The 16,660-nt window shown below is 40.1% G+C and carries 26 protein-coding genes and 5 tRNA genes; 5 read left to right on the top strand and 26 right to left on the bottom strand.

The window, feature by feature from the left end; all coding sequences use genetic code 11:
* Position 1 precedes the first annotated feature (1 nt).
* The 19 genes from IV64_RS02235 to IV64_RS02155 form a co-directional block, all read right to left on the bottom strand.
* Positions 2 to 1,882, bottom strand: a complete 1,881-nt coding sequence (locus IV64_RS02235; protein ID WP_057705549.1) for a terminase TerL endonuclease subunit — start codon at positions 1,880 to 1,882, stop codon at positions 2 to 4.
* On the bottom strand, positions 1,869 to 2,336 hold the full coding sequence (locus IV64_RS02230) for a phage terminase small subunit P27 family (RefSeq protein ID WP_157060990.1): 468 nt from the start codon (positions 2,334 to 2,336) through the stop codon (positions 1,869 to 1,871). The genes IV64_RS02235 and IV64_RS02230 overlap by 14 nt, the downstream gene beginning before the upstream one ends.
* A gap of 217 nt (positions 2,337 to 2,553) precedes the next feature.
* The gene (locus tag IV64_RS02225; RefSeq protein ID WP_057705548.1) at positions 2,554 to 3,063 is read right to left on the bottom strand and encodes an HNH endonuclease; all 510 of its coding nucleotides are present in this window, start codon (positions 3,061 to 3,063) and stop codon (positions 2,554 to 2,556) included.
* Positions 3,064 to 3,275: 212 nt separating this feature from the next.
* Positions 3,276 to 3,336, bottom strand: a tRNA-OTHER gene (locus IV64_RS14260).
* Positions 3,337 to 3,416: 80 nt separating this feature from the next.
* The gene (locus IV64_RS02220) at positions 3,417 to 3,947 is read right to left on the bottom strand and encodes a hypothetical protein (RefSeq protein WP_057705547.1); all 531 of its coding nucleotides are present in this window, start codon (positions 3,945 to 3,947) and stop codon (positions 3,417 to 3,419) included.
* A 17-nt stretch (positions 3,948 to 3,964) separates the two neighbouring features.
* Positions 3,965 to 4,231 (bottom strand): hypothetical protein, encoded by a 267-nt coding sequence (locus tag IV64_RS02215; protein ID WP_057705546.1) that lies wholly within the window; start codon positions 4,229 to 4,231, stop codon positions 3,965 to 3,967.
* A gap of 29 nt (positions 4,232 to 4,260) precedes the next feature.
* Positions 4,261 to 4,872: a DUF5052 family protein gene (locus IV64_RS02210; RefSeq protein ID WP_057705545.1), complete on the bottom strand. Its 612-nt coding sequence runs from the start codon at positions 4,870 to 4,872 to the stop codon at positions 4,261 to 4,263.
* A 39-nt stretch (positions 4,873 to 4,911) separates the two neighbouring features.
* On the bottom strand, positions 4,912 to 5,097 hold the full coding sequence (locus IV64_RS02205) for a hypothetical protein (RefSeq protein ID WP_057705544.1): 186 nt from the start codon (positions 5,095 to 5,097) through the stop codon (positions 4,912 to 4,914).
* A gap of 28 nt (positions 5,098 to 5,125) precedes the next feature.
* Complete coding sequence (locus IV64_RS02200) at positions 5,126 to 5,392, bottom strand: hypothetical protein (RefSeq protein WP_057705543.1); 267 nt, start codon at positions 5,390 to 5,392, stop codon at positions 5,126 to 5,128.
* A gap of 49 nt (positions 5,393 to 5,441) precedes the next feature.
* Positions 5,442 to 5,609 (bottom strand): hypothetical protein, encoded by a 168-nt coding sequence (locus IV64_RS14255; RefSeq protein WP_157060988.1) that lies wholly within the window; start codon positions 5,607 to 5,609, stop codon positions 5,442 to 5,444.
* An 86-nt stretch (positions 5,610 to 5,695) separates the two neighbouring features.
* A complete protein-coding gene (locus IV64_RS02195; RefSeq protein ID WP_057705542.1) occupies positions 5,696 to 5,908 on the bottom strand; it encodes a hypothetical protein in 213 nt (70 codons plus the stop codon).
* Between the two features lie 151 nt (positions 5,909 to 6,059).
* Positions 6,060 to 6,821, bottom strand: coding sequence for a hypothetical protein (locus IV64_RS02190; RefSeq protein ID WP_057705541.1), 762 nt, complete (start codon positions 6,819 to 6,821; stop codon positions 6,060 to 6,062).
* A gap of 12 nt (positions 6,822 to 6,833) precedes the next feature.
* Positions 6,834 to 7,283, bottom strand: coding sequence for a hypothetical protein (locus tag IV64_RS02185; RefSeq protein WP_057705540.1), 450 nt, complete (start codon positions 7,281 to 7,283; stop codon positions 6,834 to 6,836).
* Positions 7,264 to 7,593, bottom strand: coding sequence for a hypothetical protein (locus tag IV64_RS02180; protein ID WP_057705539.1), 330 nt, complete (start codon positions 7,591 to 7,593; stop codon positions 7,264 to 7,266). Before IV64_RS02180 ends, IV64_RS02185 begins: the two co-directional genes overlap by 20 nt.
* On the bottom strand, positions 7,594 to 8,289 hold the full coding sequence (locus IV64_RS02175) for a putative HNHc nuclease (RefSeq protein WP_057705538.1): 696 nt from the start codon (positions 8,287 to 8,289) through the stop codon (positions 7,594 to 7,596). It abuts the gene before it with no gap.
* A 2-nt stretch (positions 8,290 to 8,291) separates the two neighbouring features.
* Positions 8,292 to 9,146 (bottom strand): DnaD domain protein, encoded by an 855-nt coding sequence (locus tag IV64_RS02170; protein WP_057705537.1) that lies wholly within the window; start codon positions 9,144 to 9,146, stop codon positions 8,292 to 8,294.
* A 12-nt stretch (positions 9,147 to 9,158) separates the two neighbouring features.
* Positions 9,159 to 9,659 (bottom strand): single-stranded DNA-binding protein, encoded by a 501-nt coding sequence (gene ssb / locus IV64_RS02165; protein ID WP_057705536.1) that lies wholly within the window; start codon positions 9,657 to 9,659, stop codon positions 9,159 to 9,161.
* A gap of 180 nt (positions 9,660 to 9,839) precedes the next feature.
* Positions 9,840 to 10,103, bottom strand: a complete 264-nt coding sequence (locus IV64_RS02160; protein ID WP_057705535.1) for a hypothetical protein — start codon at positions 10,101 to 10,103, stop codon at positions 9,840 to 9,842.
* 174 nt (positions 10,104 to 10,277) lie between these two features.
* Entirely contained in the window at positions 10,278 to 10,562 is a 285-nt protein-coding gene (locus IV64_RS02155; protein WP_057705534.1) for a hypothetical protein, read from the bottom strand.
* Between the two features lie 70 nt (positions 10,563 to 10,632).
* On the opposite strand from IV64_RS02155, the gene IV64_RS02150 reads away from it, so the two are divergent.
* Positions 10,633 to 11,076: a hypothetical protein gene (locus IV64_RS02150; RefSeq protein ID WP_057705533.1), complete on the top strand. Its 444-nt coding sequence runs from the start codon at positions 10,633 to 10,635 to the stop codon at positions 11,074 to 11,076.
* A gap of 132 nt (positions 11,077 to 11,208) precedes the next feature.
* Here the strand turns inward: IV64_RS02150 and IV64_RS02145 are convergent, their stop codons facing one another.
* The 3 genes from IV64_RS02145 to IV64_RS02135 are packed head-to-tail and all read right to left on the bottom strand — an operon-like array spanning position 11,209 to position 12,497.
* A complete protein-coding gene (locus IV64_RS02145; RefSeq protein ID WP_237757299.1) occupies positions 11,209 to 11,445 on the bottom strand; it encodes a hypothetical protein in 237 nt (78 codons plus the stop codon).
* 5 nt (positions 11,446 to 11,450) lie between these two features.
* A complete protein-coding gene (locus IV64_RS02140; protein WP_057705531.1) occupies positions 11,451 to 12,248 on the bottom strand; it encodes a phage antirepressor KilAC domain-containing protein in 798 nt (265 codons plus the stop codon).
* A complete protein-coding gene (locus IV64_RS02135; RefSeq protein WP_057705530.1) occupies positions 12,249 to 12,497 on the bottom strand; it encodes a helix-turn-helix domain-containing protein in 249 nt (82 codons plus the stop codon).
* A 163-nt stretch (positions 12,498 to 12,660) separates the two neighbouring features.
* On the opposite strand from IV64_RS02135, the gene IV64_RS02130 reads away from it, so the two are divergent.
* The 4 genes from IV64_RS02130 (at position 12,661) to IV64_RS02110 (ending at position 16,004) form a co-directional block, all read left to right on the top strand.
* On the top strand, positions 12,661 to 13,092 hold the full coding sequence (locus tag IV64_RS02130; protein WP_057705529.1) for a helix-turn-helix domain-containing protein: 432 nt from the start codon (positions 12,661 to 12,663) through the stop codon (positions 13,090 to 13,092).
* Between the two features lie 11 nt (positions 13,093 to 13,103).
* Positions 13,104 to 13,613 (top strand): ImmA/IrrE family metallo-endopeptidase, encoded by a 510-nt coding sequence (locus IV64_RS02125; protein ID WP_057705528.1) that lies wholly within the window; start codon positions 13,104 to 13,106, stop codon positions 13,611 to 13,613.
* A gap of 285 nt (positions 13,614 to 13,898) precedes the next feature.
* On the top strand, positions 13,899 to 14,711 hold the full coding sequence (locus tag IV64_RS02115; RefSeq protein WP_157060986.1) for a hypothetical protein: 813 nt from the start codon (positions 13,899 to 13,901) through the stop codon (positions 14,709 to 14,711).
* A 174-nt stretch (positions 14,712 to 14,885) separates the two neighbouring features.
* Positions 14,886 to 16,004 (top strand): tyrosine-type recombinase/integrase, encoded by a 1,119-nt coding sequence (locus tag IV64_RS02110; protein WP_057705525.1) that lies wholly within the window; start codon positions 14,886 to 14,888, stop codon positions 16,002 to 16,004.
* Between the two features lie 275 nt (positions 16,005 to 16,279).
* Here the strand turns inward: IV64_RS02110 and IV64_RS02105 are convergent.
* From IV64_RS02105 to IV64_RS02090, 4 genes are all read right to left on the bottom strand, one after another.
* Positions 16,280 to 16,364 (bottom strand) — tRNA-Leu (locus tag IV64_RS02105).
* Between the two features lie 46 nt (positions 16,365 to 16,410).
* Positions 16,411 to 16,481, bottom strand: a tRNA-Cys gene (locus IV64_RS02100).
* 22 nt (positions 16,482 to 16,503) lie between these two features.
* Positions 16,504 to 16,575, bottom strand: a tRNA-Gln gene (locus IV64_RS02095).
* A 7-nt stretch (positions 16,576 to 16,582) separates the two neighbouring features.
* Positions 16,583 to 16,655 (bottom strand) — tRNA-His (locus IV64_RS02090).
* Positions 16,656 to 16,660: the final 5 nt, after the last annotated feature.

Here is a 16,660-nt window from a genome sequence, read left to right as displayed (position 1 = left end):
TTCAAGCGCCAAACATTGATTTGAAAAAGTTACGGCGCTGTTTTTTGTTCATGTCATTAAGCGGATTGTTTCCGTCTTGATGAAAGTCCTCAAAATAATTCTGCGCCTCTGAATGTGCATTGATTAACGCATCAGTCGTATCAATATGATCATTAGTGCGGTTCTGACGGTCAATCTTAATCGCACCACCGTTATCTTCCTTTAAAATGGCGTTATTTAGCCCATCAATCAGCAGTGGGTCATTCAAAATATTGATGCTGCCATTGATGAAATTATTTTGAAAGTCCTTGGTCGGCGTTGATAAATTGAATGATGTTGGCGCTAAGGTTAAAATTGGCCATTCAGGTTGGTAATTCGTAATTTTATTGACGAACCAGCTTGCAAGGTTAGGGTCAGCAACAATAGCTTTAACTTTCAAGTTATATCGTCGAACAAAGTCTATCAACCATTGATAGACCTGGTCCTTATTAATTACCCCACTAGGCAAATTGGTCACGTCAACGAATCCCTCACGTTCCAACTTGCGATAGTCCAAACCATCTTGCTTTGATTTTGCTTCAATGGTCTTGGCCTGGGCAAACGGTATAAAACTATGTTCCATGGCGTAAAACATCGAGCTGCTACCGTTCATGAACGGAAACTCCATGCCAAATGATGAATTATCGTTTGTCTGACTACCATCAAATCCAATATAGACATCCCTGCCAGCCACATCGAAATCATCGATGATGTTTTTCTGAATAACATCCAACGATAAAAAGCTGTTTTGAAAGCGGCGGCTCCATAAGTTCAGCGTTTTATTTACAAAAGTCTCCAAAGTGCTTTCACGTTCGTTTTGGTCACGGTCCGCAATTAGTGATTCTAGTAAGCTGTCGGATTTTTCTTTTGGATATTCGTTGAGTAAAGGATTCGATTTAGCCCAGGTTTCAGGCTTAAACACCTCTTCCTCCGAATCCTGGTTATAAAGGATTTGAAAAACATCATCACCATCACGATCTGCATCATGCTCAATAACTGAACGCATTGTGTCCTGGTCACTTTTGAATTTAACTTTGATATCCGGATAAGCCGTTGAAATTTTTACAAACAATTTGTTATGAATTCCATTTTGTCCAGATGTAATCTGATTCAAAGTTTCATTTAATGCCGGTCGTAGATTACCTATTTCATCAAAAACAGCAATAGCATTATGGAAAGAATCAAATCCGCCACCTTGTGATGTACCTTTGCGCACTGTGTTTTTGTTCTCTTTACCAATAATTTGATAGGACTGTGCTTCCACGTCATTTTCAGCCACCCAGTCCTTAAAATCATCTAATCTCATAATTTGCTTAGCTTGAATCGAAACATCATTAAATAACTTACTTGCATGATCACTATCATAGCTGGCAACAAGCAAATCTTGTGAAGATGCCTGAGCACAAACAACGAAATAATAGAAATTGATTAACATAGATGCAATCCAGGTTTTTCCTTGCTTACGTGCAACTGAAATATTTGCCGTTTTATAACGCGTCCCATTTTTAGTACGCCAGCCGATTAAACTATCAAGAATAAATGATTCCCATAATTGTGGTTCAATCTTTTGTGCCATATTATCAGGATTAGGTAGCAGCCTCGTAAAATATTCGATTGCATTAACCATATCTACACTGTATTGATAGCTAAAACCATCAGTTCCGATTCTTAGCAAATCGTTTAAATGCCTAATACATGCAAGTTGGCAATCACGGCCAGTAACAAAATCATCAGTGAACATGACACGGTACGCATATTTAGTGGCAGGATCATCATATTGTTTTAAAAGTGGCTCATACTCTGCCTGAAATGGCTTAACTTTTGCCTTAATGGTTCTGACACCTGTAAAATCATACGTCTGCACCGAATTTCACCTCTTTCAGTGGAGTTTTTGTTTTTTTCTCATGTGGCTTAGCAATAGTTAGCTGTCGTAGCCCTGCATCGAACGAAAAACCCATTTCATACCCCAAGGATTTCATATTACGAACACAATCATTTAGTTGAATAGCCTGAGGCGCCTTATTTAAGGGTTTACCTGTTTTTGACCTTAAATATGCCCCATTATCCCGAAGCTCATCTTCAGCATCTAAATAAAGCGCGTAGTATGTGCAGTACAATTCTAAATTAGACTGATCTACCCGCTTCAAATAGCCCATTTTTTTAATTTCTGGTATCAAAATTCGCCAAAGGGCCTGCGCATTTTTCAGCAAGTGAGCCGGGGGTGTAATCTGGATATCATCCAAATCAACGGTCCCGTTCATCTTTGTAATTTTTTTATCGTTAGTAATGACTTTAAGCGCCTTTTTCTTGGAATCCATCGTGATTTACACCTCCTTTCAACTAATTTCGTTGTGATTTTTGTCGATTCATGGCTAATTTTCGCCACTAAAAAAGGGCTTAATCGCCGATATATCAGCATTAAGCACCTTTAAAAAAGCAATATTTTTTTGACTTCTGTTCGTGAAAGAAAGAGACGGCAATGTGTGAGCTCTTCTCTGACGCACATAGGCGGGCCCCATCAACGAATTATCGCAGCTACTTTTTATTCTGCGTCTGATTTTCTTTTTCTAAAATCCAGTGTGTAACTTTCTGTCGGTTCCATCGATGACTAGCATCTATGTTTGCAACCAACGAATCAGAATTATAAACCTGTGACTCAAGTTCACCTTTCCAATAGTGACACCTCTTGCAAATAACCCATAGGTTGCTCAGGTCTAGCTGTCGTCGCTTGTCAACGCGTCTAGGAATAATATGGTCAGTTACAAGATACCCTGATTTGTCGTACGTGTGACCGCAAATAGCACATGTATTACAAGCCTGAGTCTTTAGCGCCTTACTAATACCTGACCACTGCTTAGTATGATAGAACTGGTTAGCTTCCTTATCGCGTTTGAATCGATTGTACTTGCTATAAGACTGACGTCGCTCTGTCTGTTTCCAAGTTGAGGGATGATACAGGTTACGGTGCTCATCGCAGAACGGATTGCTCTGGTCATATGGAATCTTGTTGGTGCATCCCGACTTACGACAAACTTTAATACGCATCACTAATCATCCCTAACTTGCTGACTTAATTGCCTTATAAACATAAAAGCCCAGCTATTAACTGGACTTCATTACTGAGAATTAAAGAGGCTGCTCACCTCCCATATGTAACTTGTAGGTCTCGAACCTACGCTCCTAAACATACGTTCAGTGCTCCACCCAACCGAGCTCAAGCTACACTTAGTGACTGGCTCTTAGCTTCCAATCACCTATATCATCGGCAGGATTCGAACCTGCATCTCATTGTGGCTTAACCAATTAGCCCACGATGACACTCAAGGAAATAACTAGTATCTCTGTCACTTGCTGATACTACTAATATAACAGGCTTTTGGGGCGTTGTTGCGACATGTTTACGACATCATACTCATGTCGTTAATAGCATCCGCTCCGAACAATAACACTGACAAGTCTTGCAGTGACGCGGTTACATCCCTATCAATCGTTCGATGATTGACATGAAATAATTCTGCACATCTTTCTCGATTAATTGTCGGGTTATTTAAATACAGCGATTTAATAACCAGGTACCGCCGCTTCACTGCTTCATCAGTACTGTAACTACAATCTTCTTTGTAGGCCTTGAGTACTAAATTAATATACTCGATCATCAACTTAGATCGTGCTTTGAACCCAAGCATGGCATACACACTAAGCTCCCACTTAGGGATGACTGCCACTGTCTCTTGATCCTTAGCATTCAACTCAGGCAAATCAACATTGACATGTTTTTCCAAGTAGTGATAATTTTCAAGAATCAATTTAATATTGCGACACTTTTTTTCATAATTAGACTTTTTGATTTTTAACTGATAATCTCTAAACGCCAAAGCGCCAGCACGCGCTGCAACTTTGATAATGTGTTCATCCGTTAGTTCCGTCAATTCTCTCACCCCGGTTGCTAATCTAGCAGTGAATCTTTATTCTCTTGCTTCTGCCTGGCTATCATGGACTGAATCGTATCGTTAGTTTCTTTTATCAGGCTTATCTCACCAAGATTAACTGATCTAACGATTTCATTTATACCAAATACTGTGATTGGTGTTCCTTTATCGTTAAACGCAATATATTTCATAATATCCAAATCGTAAATCATGGCACAAAATTTTCCTTTAAGTGTTCCCTGATTGATTAAGTAGTATCCAGATTGATCAACTAATTCGCTCATTATTTAATCTCCCTCTGAAAATCATATTATTAATTTAGCAGTGCATCCCTCGTATAAATCGTGTAGTCACAGCGATATACGAACAGACGCTTGCCATCTATCAATAACGATGTACTACTTGGAACACTCGTTGCTTTATAGCTAACCTTATTACCCGCAAAGGTTGCAAGGGGTTGTCCTGTCTGTGACCTAATCAGGATGACCTTCTTTGCTCCGGTGAAATAGTTTTTATACTCATTAACAAATCTATTCATAAACGGTAATGAGGGATTATTATTGGTTACCTCGGCGCGTTTAGGGTATTTATCTAACACATTGGTTAGTCCGTTTTGGTAAGCAATAAGGCTACTACCAACGTGTGTGATTTGCTTACCACCTAGCGTAATATCTAAAACCTTAGATTCTTTCGTGGTGGTGCCTTTTTCATTGGTCTGATCAAACTTTGTGTCACGTTTAATTGATAATGATTTCCCGCGAATATTATCTATCTTTTGCGCATTGTCATCATAGGTTTCAACCGTCATTGGTAGACCAACCATCTGCTGCTTAAAATCAGATGTCCAATCATCAATCCATTGGCAGCCACCTAGCAGTAATGCAATGGCTGCAGTCACAATTCCGTAAGCTACTTTCTTTTTCAAAGCATTCTCTCCTTGCTTTCAGCATCAAGTACAGGAATCTCATTTAGCTTCATTCATTCTAAATTCCAATGCATCATCCAAGTCTCCTGGATGTGAGAACTGAGAAATAACACCATTGGGAGTATTAATAAATACGGGAAACCACTGCATTTCTTCATCTTCATCATCAGTATCAAGATGAACTTCAATTGATAACAAATCACGAATCTTAAACTTCTTTTTCATACTTTTCTCTCCTCGTATATTAGAAATTTCATTTAGCACAATGCTCCCATAGCTTCGCCTGGTTTTTATTATCAGTCAGGTAAACTTTATTGAACCAAGCAGATAAGCCAATATCATATTGAAGCGGAAATGACTTTTTCTTGATGTATCGTGCCAAATGTCCATGCTCATCCTTCACATAAATAAAATAAGTACTAACCTTGATAACTTCGACTTTTTCAGTCTGATATTTTTCGCTTTGCAAAATATAAACAGCAAAAAGTTTTTGGCCTTCTACAATATCTTCGGGTGTCATATTTTTACCCTCTTCATAAAACAAGAATATTAATCATGAAAGTTTGATTCTAGTTTATTTCATTCATATCAAAGTTAACTGCTTCATTTTGCGGGATGGCTTCCCATATTGGCTCGTTTTTACGCAATAAGTAGGCGTTAACTTCATCCCAATTATTAAATTCTTTTACATATGGTTTTTCACTGCTGCCTTTTGGTGGAACTATCTTAATTTTCATTTATTAGTCATCTCCAAACGTTTCAAATGCCTGTTCGATAATTTCCGGTGTTAATTCTGGGATTAAAATACCGTCATCCCCTCGTTTCATTCTGTTTCCTCCTGCTTACTATCTGAGAAACGCGCAATAAATACGTCCTCATTGACTACATCATCATGAAAATGATTAACATGAACCGGACTACCAGTCCTGTTCCACAATAATAGATACGCATATAGTAAAATCGCATCTGCATCTGACTTTGTGCCAAGTCTCAACAATTTTTGATAGCACTTAATTACAACTTCAGTTAATTCCATCTTCAACGCCTTCTTAAAACAGCGCGGTGTAATACCACAGCGCTGCCACCTTTGCTAGTAATATCAGTGCCGCAGTGAACGCAATAATAACTATTGCCACTTTAAATCGGTCCACTACTGCATTGATCAATCTCTTCATTCGCTCCATGTCTTAGCCTAGGATTGTTACTTTATTTTCAACGTCCGCTAAGTCAGCAAGCGCCTTACTTAGATAGTCTTTCACATTGTTGATTGCTACTTGTCGCCAAGCACCACCATCAGCTTCAAACAGCGCAGCCTCCATATCCGCATCAATCCGAAAAATAAAATGGCTTTCTGGTTGGTCGACTTCCGTAAATGTTCGATATGGCTTTAGCAGTACTGGATTAGGCACCTTAGCTTCTGCTTGATTGGCAACCCCTTGGCGTACATTTGCCGATTGAGTTACACCATCGTCTTGAACGTGAACCGAGTTGTTGTCCTGGACCAAGTTACCAATAAACTTAACAATGGCATCCCGGTCATCCGTAGTCATACCATCGCTGGTTGACCGGAAACCGGACTGAAGTAAAATATTCATCGATTCACGATCATAAAAGTGTCCCCAACGAATTGCGTCATTAGTCGGCGCCGCTGTCATTAATTCTTCACGAGCGCCGTAGTCATCTAAATCTCCTAACAAATCAACTCGAGTTGGCGAAACTACATGAATCAATACATGTTTCCGATTATCCATTCCTGACTTGATGTAAGTCACAATACTAGATAACGTGCTTGTCTCGATTGCCTCATCTGCGTGACCATCACGGTGGTAAGGTCGCACATCATCGCCAATTAAGAATTGTTTGCCACTTTCATCCGTATAAACCTTTTTACCTGCCGCCGTTAAGGCTTGGCTTTCAATGTGTTGTAGTGTTTCAGTAGTCATATCCATGATTAATTCCTCCTAGTTTTCCTGTTTCTTCTGTGCTTGAAAATCAACTAATTTGTTAGAACCACTTTTAGCAGTAGCTTGTTCCTTCTCAACTTCTTCAACCGGCTGACCCGTATCCGTTTTAACCGTGCCATCGTCATCAATGTACGTTTGCCCTGGCGTACCAGATTTAAGTTCATTCACTGCAATTTCACCAGTATCTAAATTACGGCCAGTCATAATCGTCGTTGGTACTGCTGACTGTGGTGCCAGAACTGACTTAACTTCGGTATCAACATCAACCACTGTCCTAGAATCATTAGGTGCAAGGGTAATAGTCAGTGTGATTTTACGTTTCTTCTTAGCATCGGTATTTGGATCAATGATGTTAGCAGCCACCCGCTTCATTTCCCGGTCAAGCTTTTCTTGAACTGCACCACCACTAATTTCTGATAAATTAAAATTAATACTTTTCTCTGTCATGTTTATAACCCCTCTTCGTAATCTTTAACTCATTGCATTTGTATGCCCGCACCATTTTGTCAATTTCGCTTGGGCTACGATTTAAAAGGCTTGCTATTGCTGAAACTGACAACCCATGATTAACGCTCACTCGTATAACCGTGTACGTCCGTTTGGTTACAAATACTCTTTGTGGATCATCAGGGATGACAGCCCCAGATAAATGCCAAACTTTTGTCATGGCCTTAGCTGGTGCAATATTCACTGAATGGTATTCGTTTTCCACTTCCTGAACGCTCTCAAGTAACATTCGACTATCAATTCTTGGCATTTAAGCATCTTCTCTCGTCATGTTGATGTCTTCGCCGTAGTCAACGTGCCAGTTACCAATTTTTAATTCTCGTTGGAGCTCAGGCGTAACCTCCACGCCTTTAACTTGAAACTCGTTCATAAAGCTCTTAATACCGACCTTATGCTGCATAACGTGGTGCATTCGGCACAGTGGCATTACACGGTTACCTACGTTATTAATATGATTTCGGTCCCGACCAATACCAACCGCGTGAACATGGGCGATGTCTGCATGCTTGCCGCAAATACAGCACTTTTTATACTTCAAGCACGTTCGTTCCCATCCATACTGGCCCTGAATCTGGTCCAAGGTCCTACTGCCAAACGGAACATCCATATCCATGCAAAAATCTATCAAAAATTCGATAAAATTATTGGCTCTCGTCATTGAACAATTTGCTAATGAAAATGGCGTAGCAATGTGATTCTTACTTAAGAACGTGTTTTTCAGCTGCCGCTTAGTGAGTTCACGATCATGATTGCCATTCCAGTCATCAACTTCATTAAAAATTGCATAACACTTAGCGCGCTGCTTTGCTGTAATGGTCCGACCATCTTCAAACCCAAGTTCAACGACATCCCCAGGCTTGATAAATTTAGCATTGTGGTCATCGCTTAACCGAATGACAACCAAATCACCTTCAGCACGTACGACAGCACTGTAATCCTGTAACATCCCTATACCACCTCTTTCGGCTTATCTAGCCTCTTTACACGTTCCTCTAATTCTTTGCGCTGTTGGTCAGTCAACTTACTTTTGGGCTTAGCCTGGTAACCAGTCTTTTGGTCTTCCATCCAATGTGGTTTTATCTCTTGTTTCTTATGACTCTTACCGCCATGAGGCTTTCTTTGTGATCGCCGTTTATCGTGTTCTTCAGCAGCCTTCTTAGCCTGATCTAAGGTTGTGATTTTACGTTTCAACCAGCCATCGATAACAGCAGTTAAGTACTTGAGGGCTCCTGTTTGCTTAACCGAATGCTCACCAGCTACTTGGATAGCAAAACAAACTAATTCAGGATTGAGATTCTGAGACCATTCTCGCAACTTAGCGCCAACAACCGTATTAGGTTCATCGGTCCATAGGTTTACCCAGCTCTTTTTAACAGGATCATCCGTTTGGGGATGGCCTTCATCATCATCATTAGTACCATCAGTAATTGGTAAATCAGTACTTAGTCCATTAGTACTTGGTAGTGTCGGGTCATCCTGCATAGGTTTATCCTGTGTAGGTTTTTCCAACATAGGCTTATCCGACAATTCCCAATCACTAGTCTTAACTTGACCTTTTTCATTTCGGGATCGTGTTCGTTGCATATAATGGTGGTCCTGCAATTCTTTAATCGCGCTTCGTAATGAGTCGCGACCGTCTTTAGCATGCGTCATAACCTCGGTCTCATAGAATTCCCAATCATCAGGCATGGACCATAAGTAGGCAAATACACCTTTAGCCTTCCAGCTCAATGACTTATCACGGATTATTGCGTTATCAATAACCGTGTAGTTGTTTTGGGCCAATTTCCGTATTCTGGCCATCTCATCCACCTCCTAAAATGGCAAGTCATCATCACTGATGTCAATTTCAGCACCATCATTAGCAAATGAGTCGTTCTGATTGCCAGCTGAACTAGGAGCACTGCTGTTTTCCCCAGAATCACTTGTAGGTACCGTTGAGCCAGGCTGGTGTTGTGAGTAACTGTTGCTTTCCTCACGTCGCTTATCGGCCTCTGCTCGTGATTCTAATAATGAGAAGTTATCAACGACGACTTCTGTGACGTAAACCCGTTGTCCCTGTTGGTTTTCGTAGTTTCTGGTTTGGATACGACCATCAATACCAACCAGTGAACCTTTGCTAGTGAAATTAGAGAAGTTCTCCGCAGGCTTGCGCCAAATTACGCAATTAATGAAATCGGCTTGTCGTTCGCCATTTTGACTTGTAAAGCTCCGATTCACTGCAATGGTGAACGTCGCAACGGCTGCGCCACCACTCGTGTAGCGTAGTTCAGGATTACGCGTCAAGTGGCCTACTAGCACTGCACGATTAATCATCGCAACCACCTCCATAAGCGTTGCCGCCAAGTTAGCTTTGATTTAAAATAGACCTTGGATACGATTCTAAGCAGATCGTCAGTTGTGCCTGCCACTGGTTGCCGCCGGTGACAGGTTTTACTTTGCATCTTTGACCATCTTTCAAATGGTTTACGTGGTACTATTTTGTAATTCACACTGCTACATCTCCTCATAAATTTCCGACCAATCAAGTAAATAGTCATTTTTACTTGTACACTTGATGACTACAATCCCTTCACTTAGCAAAGCGTTAGCGACGTCATCATCAATTACTGAGTGACCCCATGTCATTCCCATTTTCCCCTGTTTGCTTGCATCAATGATGGCATCCCTAAGTTTTCTGAGCTCAAATAGATCACGATTCTTTTGTATTTGGTCATGTAGCCCCTCAAATATAGTTTGAGCATTACCCATAGCAGACATACCTACCTTTCTAAATTCCAAACATGTTCTGAATCCGCTTGAACGCTTCCCGCCAACCAATTGCATCCGCCATAATCAGGAAACAAGCAATTCCTATACCAATAATGGCTAAAACATTCATAAAATTAGCTTCCTCTCAAATCTGACAATCAACGTTGAATCCTGCCCGGGATATTAAGAACGTTGATTATCATCAATCCACTTAATCACGGACCGCTTCCAGTACCGTTTCTTAGTTCCAACCATGTAATAAGGAAATCCAGGCTTAAAAATAAATGCTTCATCCGTCATTTTTAAGGAAATTCCTAGCCAATCAGCCAGCTCTTGACGTGTCATCAACTCATCCCCCAGCAACCGATCGTTTAAAACTGGTAGCATCGCGGTAATTACTTTCCCCACCATGCGTTGCAGGAATGAGTCTGTTTCTTTAGGGTCCAGGTTTAAACCAAAATGGTTCATGTACTCACCGCCTCTCACTTTGCAATGCGATATAATTTAGTTAATCCAACTAACCGAGGTGATACATTCCATGACTTTCGACACGTCATATACTATTACCGCAATCATCGCTGTAATTGCCTTACTGTCACCAGTAATCACTACACTAATAAATAATCATCATTTATCTGTAATAAAGAAATTAGACTACTCACAAGAAAACCATAGGGAATTGGTCTTGCATAAGCGGAAACTGCTAGAAAACTATCTGCTAGCTGTCGGGGCCCTTTCGGTTGTCCCGGTTACTGATGAAAAAATCACTAACTTTTCAGACATGGGAGAACGGTTGAATGAGTTCACACAAGCTTACTATCTGATTCTTCCTTATATTCCTGCTAAGGAGCATAACTACTTTGCTGAGTATTCTTCTGAAACATGCAAAATGGATTTCAGTGCCGATTCGTATAATAAGCTAGCCAGCTTACTTGGTAAGCACATCCTGCCTACCATACGTGCAGAAATCGATAAATTGTAAATACAATTGCGACCGTTAGTGCGTAGACCCAGTAGAATCTATTACTTGGGTCTATTTTTTTCATCATGACTATTCCACTAATCGTAACAATCCAAATAGTAGCGAAAACAATATTTGTATACATGTCTCTCCCTATCGTAAAATTGTTGGCTCAGAACCTACTTCCTCGTATAACTCCTGCATCCCCAACAGATCAGCCAAATCGGCTAACATTTCATAATTGCTGTCCTGAACTTCCTTGACTGTGTCATCGACTACTACTGTTCCACTCAAGTGTGCTGGTGACGGATTATGCAACGCATCATTGTAAACAAGCAATCTATCTAATGCTTCACGTACATTTTCTGGCTTTCTTTTCATTTCAATCATCCCTTCTAAGCTTCTGTTACTGCCAAAAACTTATTGATAAAATACTGCTGCCCCTTGCCAGTAACCTTAGTGGTCTTATTTACTGTCACATGACCGTCCGCATGGGTAATGCTGGTCTCTTTAACCTTGAACAGCCCTAAGTCCATTGCTTTCTGTGTCGGCATGTTACGGCTTGAACCGTAGCGACTAATCAGGTACCCATTGACCCTCATCCATTCAAACAAGCGATTCTGGCCGGTATCAATGCCGTTGCCGCGCAACATCTTAGCCAAGTCACCAATCAAGATATCAGTCTTACTAGTAGCTACCGCGTCAGCAAACAATGCTTTGGGCTTCAATTCTTGGATTACCAAGTCCTTCTGCTTTAACTGGTTCCCGGCCTGCATCAGCAAGTCGGCCAGTGCATCCTTGTTATGCGTAATGTCATATGCCTTCTCATCAGTCATGTAAGCACCATGCTTACGAATTGATGGTAAGACTTCGTTTGTTACCCAATGGCGGAACCGTTTAGCCTTCATACGTATTAGTTGGTTCTTACCTTGACGGGCAGCGTCAAAAATTAAGTCATATAGACCTGACTCATTGATGATTGTCGTTTTAGATTCAGACACCTTCCCATTTTGGGAATGTGCAATCATTTTCATCCGTTTGTCTTCCTTGCTTACATGAACGATTACAGCCTTACTACTATTTGAATACCCAAGGACACGAGCAACATCTGAGCCAATAAAATACAGTTCATCATCAACCTCAATTGTTCGAACCCGATTTTGTTCAAAATTGAATAATTTAACTTTATTCACCTAAATCGCCTCTTTTCGTCGCATTAATGCGACTTTCTTAGTTAAAAAAATATCAATAACCTCTTGATCACTTAATGGAATAAAATCTTTCATTTTAAATATCTCCTCAGCAGTAAATCTCTTCCCGCCCTCACTAATTTTCCGGTAGAGAGTGCTTCGATTAATTCCTAATGCAACAGCTAATTCATCCTGGGTCACATGACGTTCAACTAACAAACCTCTCAGGCGGTCCATATTCATATCTAACATATTCTCTCCTCCCTCTTGTCGCATTCCTGCGACTTGATGAATCAAGCATAAGGCCTATAATTGCGTTTGTCAATATAAAAATCGCAATAATGCGACATAAAACCGTTGCAATTTTGCGACACAGGTATATACTTTATTTATATTATATGAGGAGGCATTACTTATGAGCGTTGGGGAAAGAATGAAGCATATCCGTGAAGAAAAAGGATTAACTGCTGATCAGCTTGCTAAAAAGATTGGCGTTTCCCGTTCAACTATTTATCGTTATGAAAAAGGCGACATTGAAAAAGTTCCGGTTGAAGTTATTTCTAATATAGCTGATGCACTAGATGTAGATCTCACATATTTGATGGGAATTAAAAATACAGACACGGCTAATCAAATAAATACAGTAGTATCTAAGCTCCATTATGATAGACAGAAAAAAGTATTGAACTTTGCAGCTGACCAACTGGGCGCTCAAAATGATAATGCCTTCATCGAAACATTGGCCGCTCACCAGGCTGATTCTAGTCACAATATAAATGATACTGAAGCTGATAAAATCAGCAAGTATCTTGATGATCGAATTAATAAATTTAATGGTGATAAGTAAGGTGTGATTCAATGGCATTGTCAAAATTGGAAGAGCTAGAAGCGACGTATGAACAATACGCAACTATTATCGAATTTCGGGGATTAAAACGTGATACAGGTCTTTATGGTGCTTACAAGAATATAAAAGGTAAGCCATACATAATACTAGAACCTGACCAACCAGAGATTGATAAACAGGTTATCCTACGCGAAGAGTTCATGCACTTTCTCACATCGGTAGGCTTAATTGTTAACCAAAAACAACTAAACAACCGGAAGCAAGAACTGCTTGCACGCAGATTGGCATATAAGTCTGCAATTTCAATTGACGATTTAATCAAATGCTATAACTTAGGACTACAAACCAATTATGAAATTGCAGCCGAACTTGAATTACCAGAAGATTTCGTTTTAAACGCAATCAACTACTTTAAAACTCAGGTGTCCAATGGAACAGTTTACAAGGGCTACCGGGTAAATTTAAGTAATACGATTACGTTCACTAAAGTTCGCAGTAAGGAAAGAATAGCTATCAACTAGGAGATGTTCATTTGGCTATTTTAGGATTCATGATCATTTTTGGATGGTTAGTGTACAAGTTTTTCACTAAATGGATGTGGTGGTATATCGGACTAATGATATTGTTTGCAATTATTAATTGGCTTACCACCTACGGATGGATTATTTGGATGATTATCTGTTTTACGATTTCGCTAGGATGTTTTGTACTACTATTTGCGCACTTTCGAGAAATGCACCGAGGAAAATAATTTTGTGACCAAATACTGATGTCCTTAAAAGCTGAAATATTCGGGGATGAATTACTTGAAACATGGATTAATAGCCGCGGGGGTTGTGATTGCATCGTTTGGAATGTTCCAAACTACTGCGCAGGCAAAAAAAGCAACAGAAATATATGCCAAGAACAGTTTTCTTGACACGTACGCAGCAAATAGGAACTACTTTTTAGATGATGGTGATGCATATGGGGAAGTAATGAAAACTTACAATCCCAATGCAAAACCGTGGATTACTCTAATTACCAAGGACAAAACATATAAATATGTTCGTAGTTCTGATGTTACGACAAAGCCCATTTACATTTCAGACAATACGCATAGTCGTAAATGGTGGTCATCTCCACGTAAAGCAATAGTTACTAAGTCAACAATAATCTACAAGATTCGCAATCATAAGTCTTCTAAAAATAACTATATTGTTAAAAGATCAAGATTAAAACGTGGTACCGTCATCACTGTACAGCATACGTCAAACTACGATTGGTCTGTGAAAAAAGCGGGATACGCGCATAACAGCCGTTACTTCTGGGTAATGGACAGATCAAGTAAAGCTAATTGGATCACTCCTTATTCTAAATATTGGACCGTTTACAATGACAGCCTATCAGTAGATAAACAATTAGTTCGCAAGTCCGCTAAAAATGCCTGGATTTACAACAATCCTGGTAAAAAGAAACGGTATAATCTAAAAAACTTTAAGTCTTCCTACGTTTGGACTGCTACTCGTTCACAAAAAGTTCGTAGTGGCGCTATTTATTATTATGTTACTAATTCCAACCATTCTTTACGTGGCTGGGTATGGCGTGGACATCTAAAAAATGATCCAAAAGCCGACTAGTTACTAAAAAGCACATCCCCCTACCCGCCAAGATACTAGGATGTGCTTACAAATAAAATTCGTGGATAACTCCACACTTTTTATATACATAATTTTATCACAATTTAAGGAGGTGTTGCCTACAATATCCGATTTTATGAATCCTGCCCGGGAAAAATAGAAAGGATAATAACAATGGCAAGTATAAATAAACGTGGCTCATCATGGGCCGTAAGAATTTCGTTTTATGATGCATCAGGAAAACGTCACTATAAGAATAAGGCTGGCTTTAAAACAAAAAAGGAAGCCGAATATTACGCCCACAAAAATGAGGTCAGCAAACTTCAGGGCGATGATATTCTTAGCTCCACTAAATCGTTCGTGGCCTATTTTACCGAATGGTATCAAACTTTTAAAGAGCCAACTATTGCAGCAGCTACTAAAAAGAACTATTTATTTACAAAAGATAAGATAACCAATTACTTTGATGATATGAAAATCGGTAATATTACACGATCTATGTATCAGGAATTTCTGAATGGACTTGCTGACACTTATTCGCGTGAGACAGTCGCAAAAATTGCGGGTCACTGCCGTGCGTGCATTATTGATGCTGTTGAAGATGGTGTCATCCGGCACAATTTCACAAATAGAACTACTGTGCCTAATTGTATCGATGCCGAATCTGAAGTAGGCAATAATTATTTAGATGTGCAGGACATGTCTAAACTAAAAGATTTTATTGCTCCTAAAGCATCCATCAATAATATGAGTGCAGTCATGATACTGACTAGCCTATTAACTGGTGCCCGCTACTCCGAAGTTGCCGGTTTAACCTGGAGTGATATTGACTATAAAGCTAAGACGATACGTATCAATAAAACGTTGGACTATAAAGGTGATGGCGATTTCTTGCCGACAAAAACAAAAGCATCTAATCGGGTCATTACAATTACTGACGGTCTAATTAAAGTTCTAGGCGATTTGCACCAGGAGCAAGTAGCTGCCGGTGTTCAGAATGACCTTCACTTGATTTTTATTGGTAAGCATAGTACTAAGGTTCCTACTGATAATGCAGTTAACAAGCTACTGCGTACTGCACATAAAAAGCTAGGCATTAAAAAAATTACCTTTCATGGTTTGCGTCACACTCACGCTAGTTATCTAATCTACAAAAACGTGTCAATTTACGTCATTTCACAGCGCCTTGGACATTCAGACGTGGGAATCACGCAACGCGTCTATGCGCACGTTATCGCTGAATTACGGCATGAGCAAGTTGACCTAATTAGCGATGCGCTTGAGAACTTTTAAATGTTACAAAATGTGCACCAAATGTGCACCGATGTGCACCATTGATGTGCACCACGATTGTTGTATCACTTATCAGACAAGGGGTTAGCGGACACGGTTAAACTTTTACCGGCGTCCCCTACTCTGTAATGTTAGAAAACGTGAAATGTGCACCAATGTGCACCCCAAAAGTACTTTCCATACCTTCGCATACCTTTAGAAAAAACAAAAAAGCCTTCATATCAACGATATGAAGACTTCCTAAAGGTACTGAGAGCTATCTGAAAACCTCTTAGTACCGGCGATCGGGGTCGAACCGATACTCCCTCAACGGGAACTGGATTTTGAGTCCAGCGCGTCTGCCAATTCCGCCACGCCGGCAAAATAAAACTATTAATACTGATCAGGATTATAACCTTTTCAGGAAAGGCGGTAACCGGATTTGAACCGGTGATGAAGGTTTTGCAGACCTCTGCCTTACCACTTGGCTATACCGCCATCATTTTTTGCCCAAACCCAACTGGGTTAGCTGGATTCGAACCAGCGCATGATGGAGTCAAAGTCCATTGCCTTACCACTTGGCTATAACCCAATCAAAGGGCGGTATGTGGGAATCGAACCCACGCGTGCCGGAGCCACAATCCGGTGCGTTAACCACTTCGCCAATACCGCCATCA

The organism is Lactiplantibacillus xiangfangensis, assembly GCF_001438845.1.
GTDB classification, from domain to species: Bacteria; Bacillota; Bacilli; order Lactobacillales; family Lactobacillaceae; genus Lactiplantibacillus; species Lactiplantibacillus xiangfangensis.
Note: the sequence above shows the minus strand (reverse complement) of the source record. Positions and strands in the feature narration are given on the sequence as shown.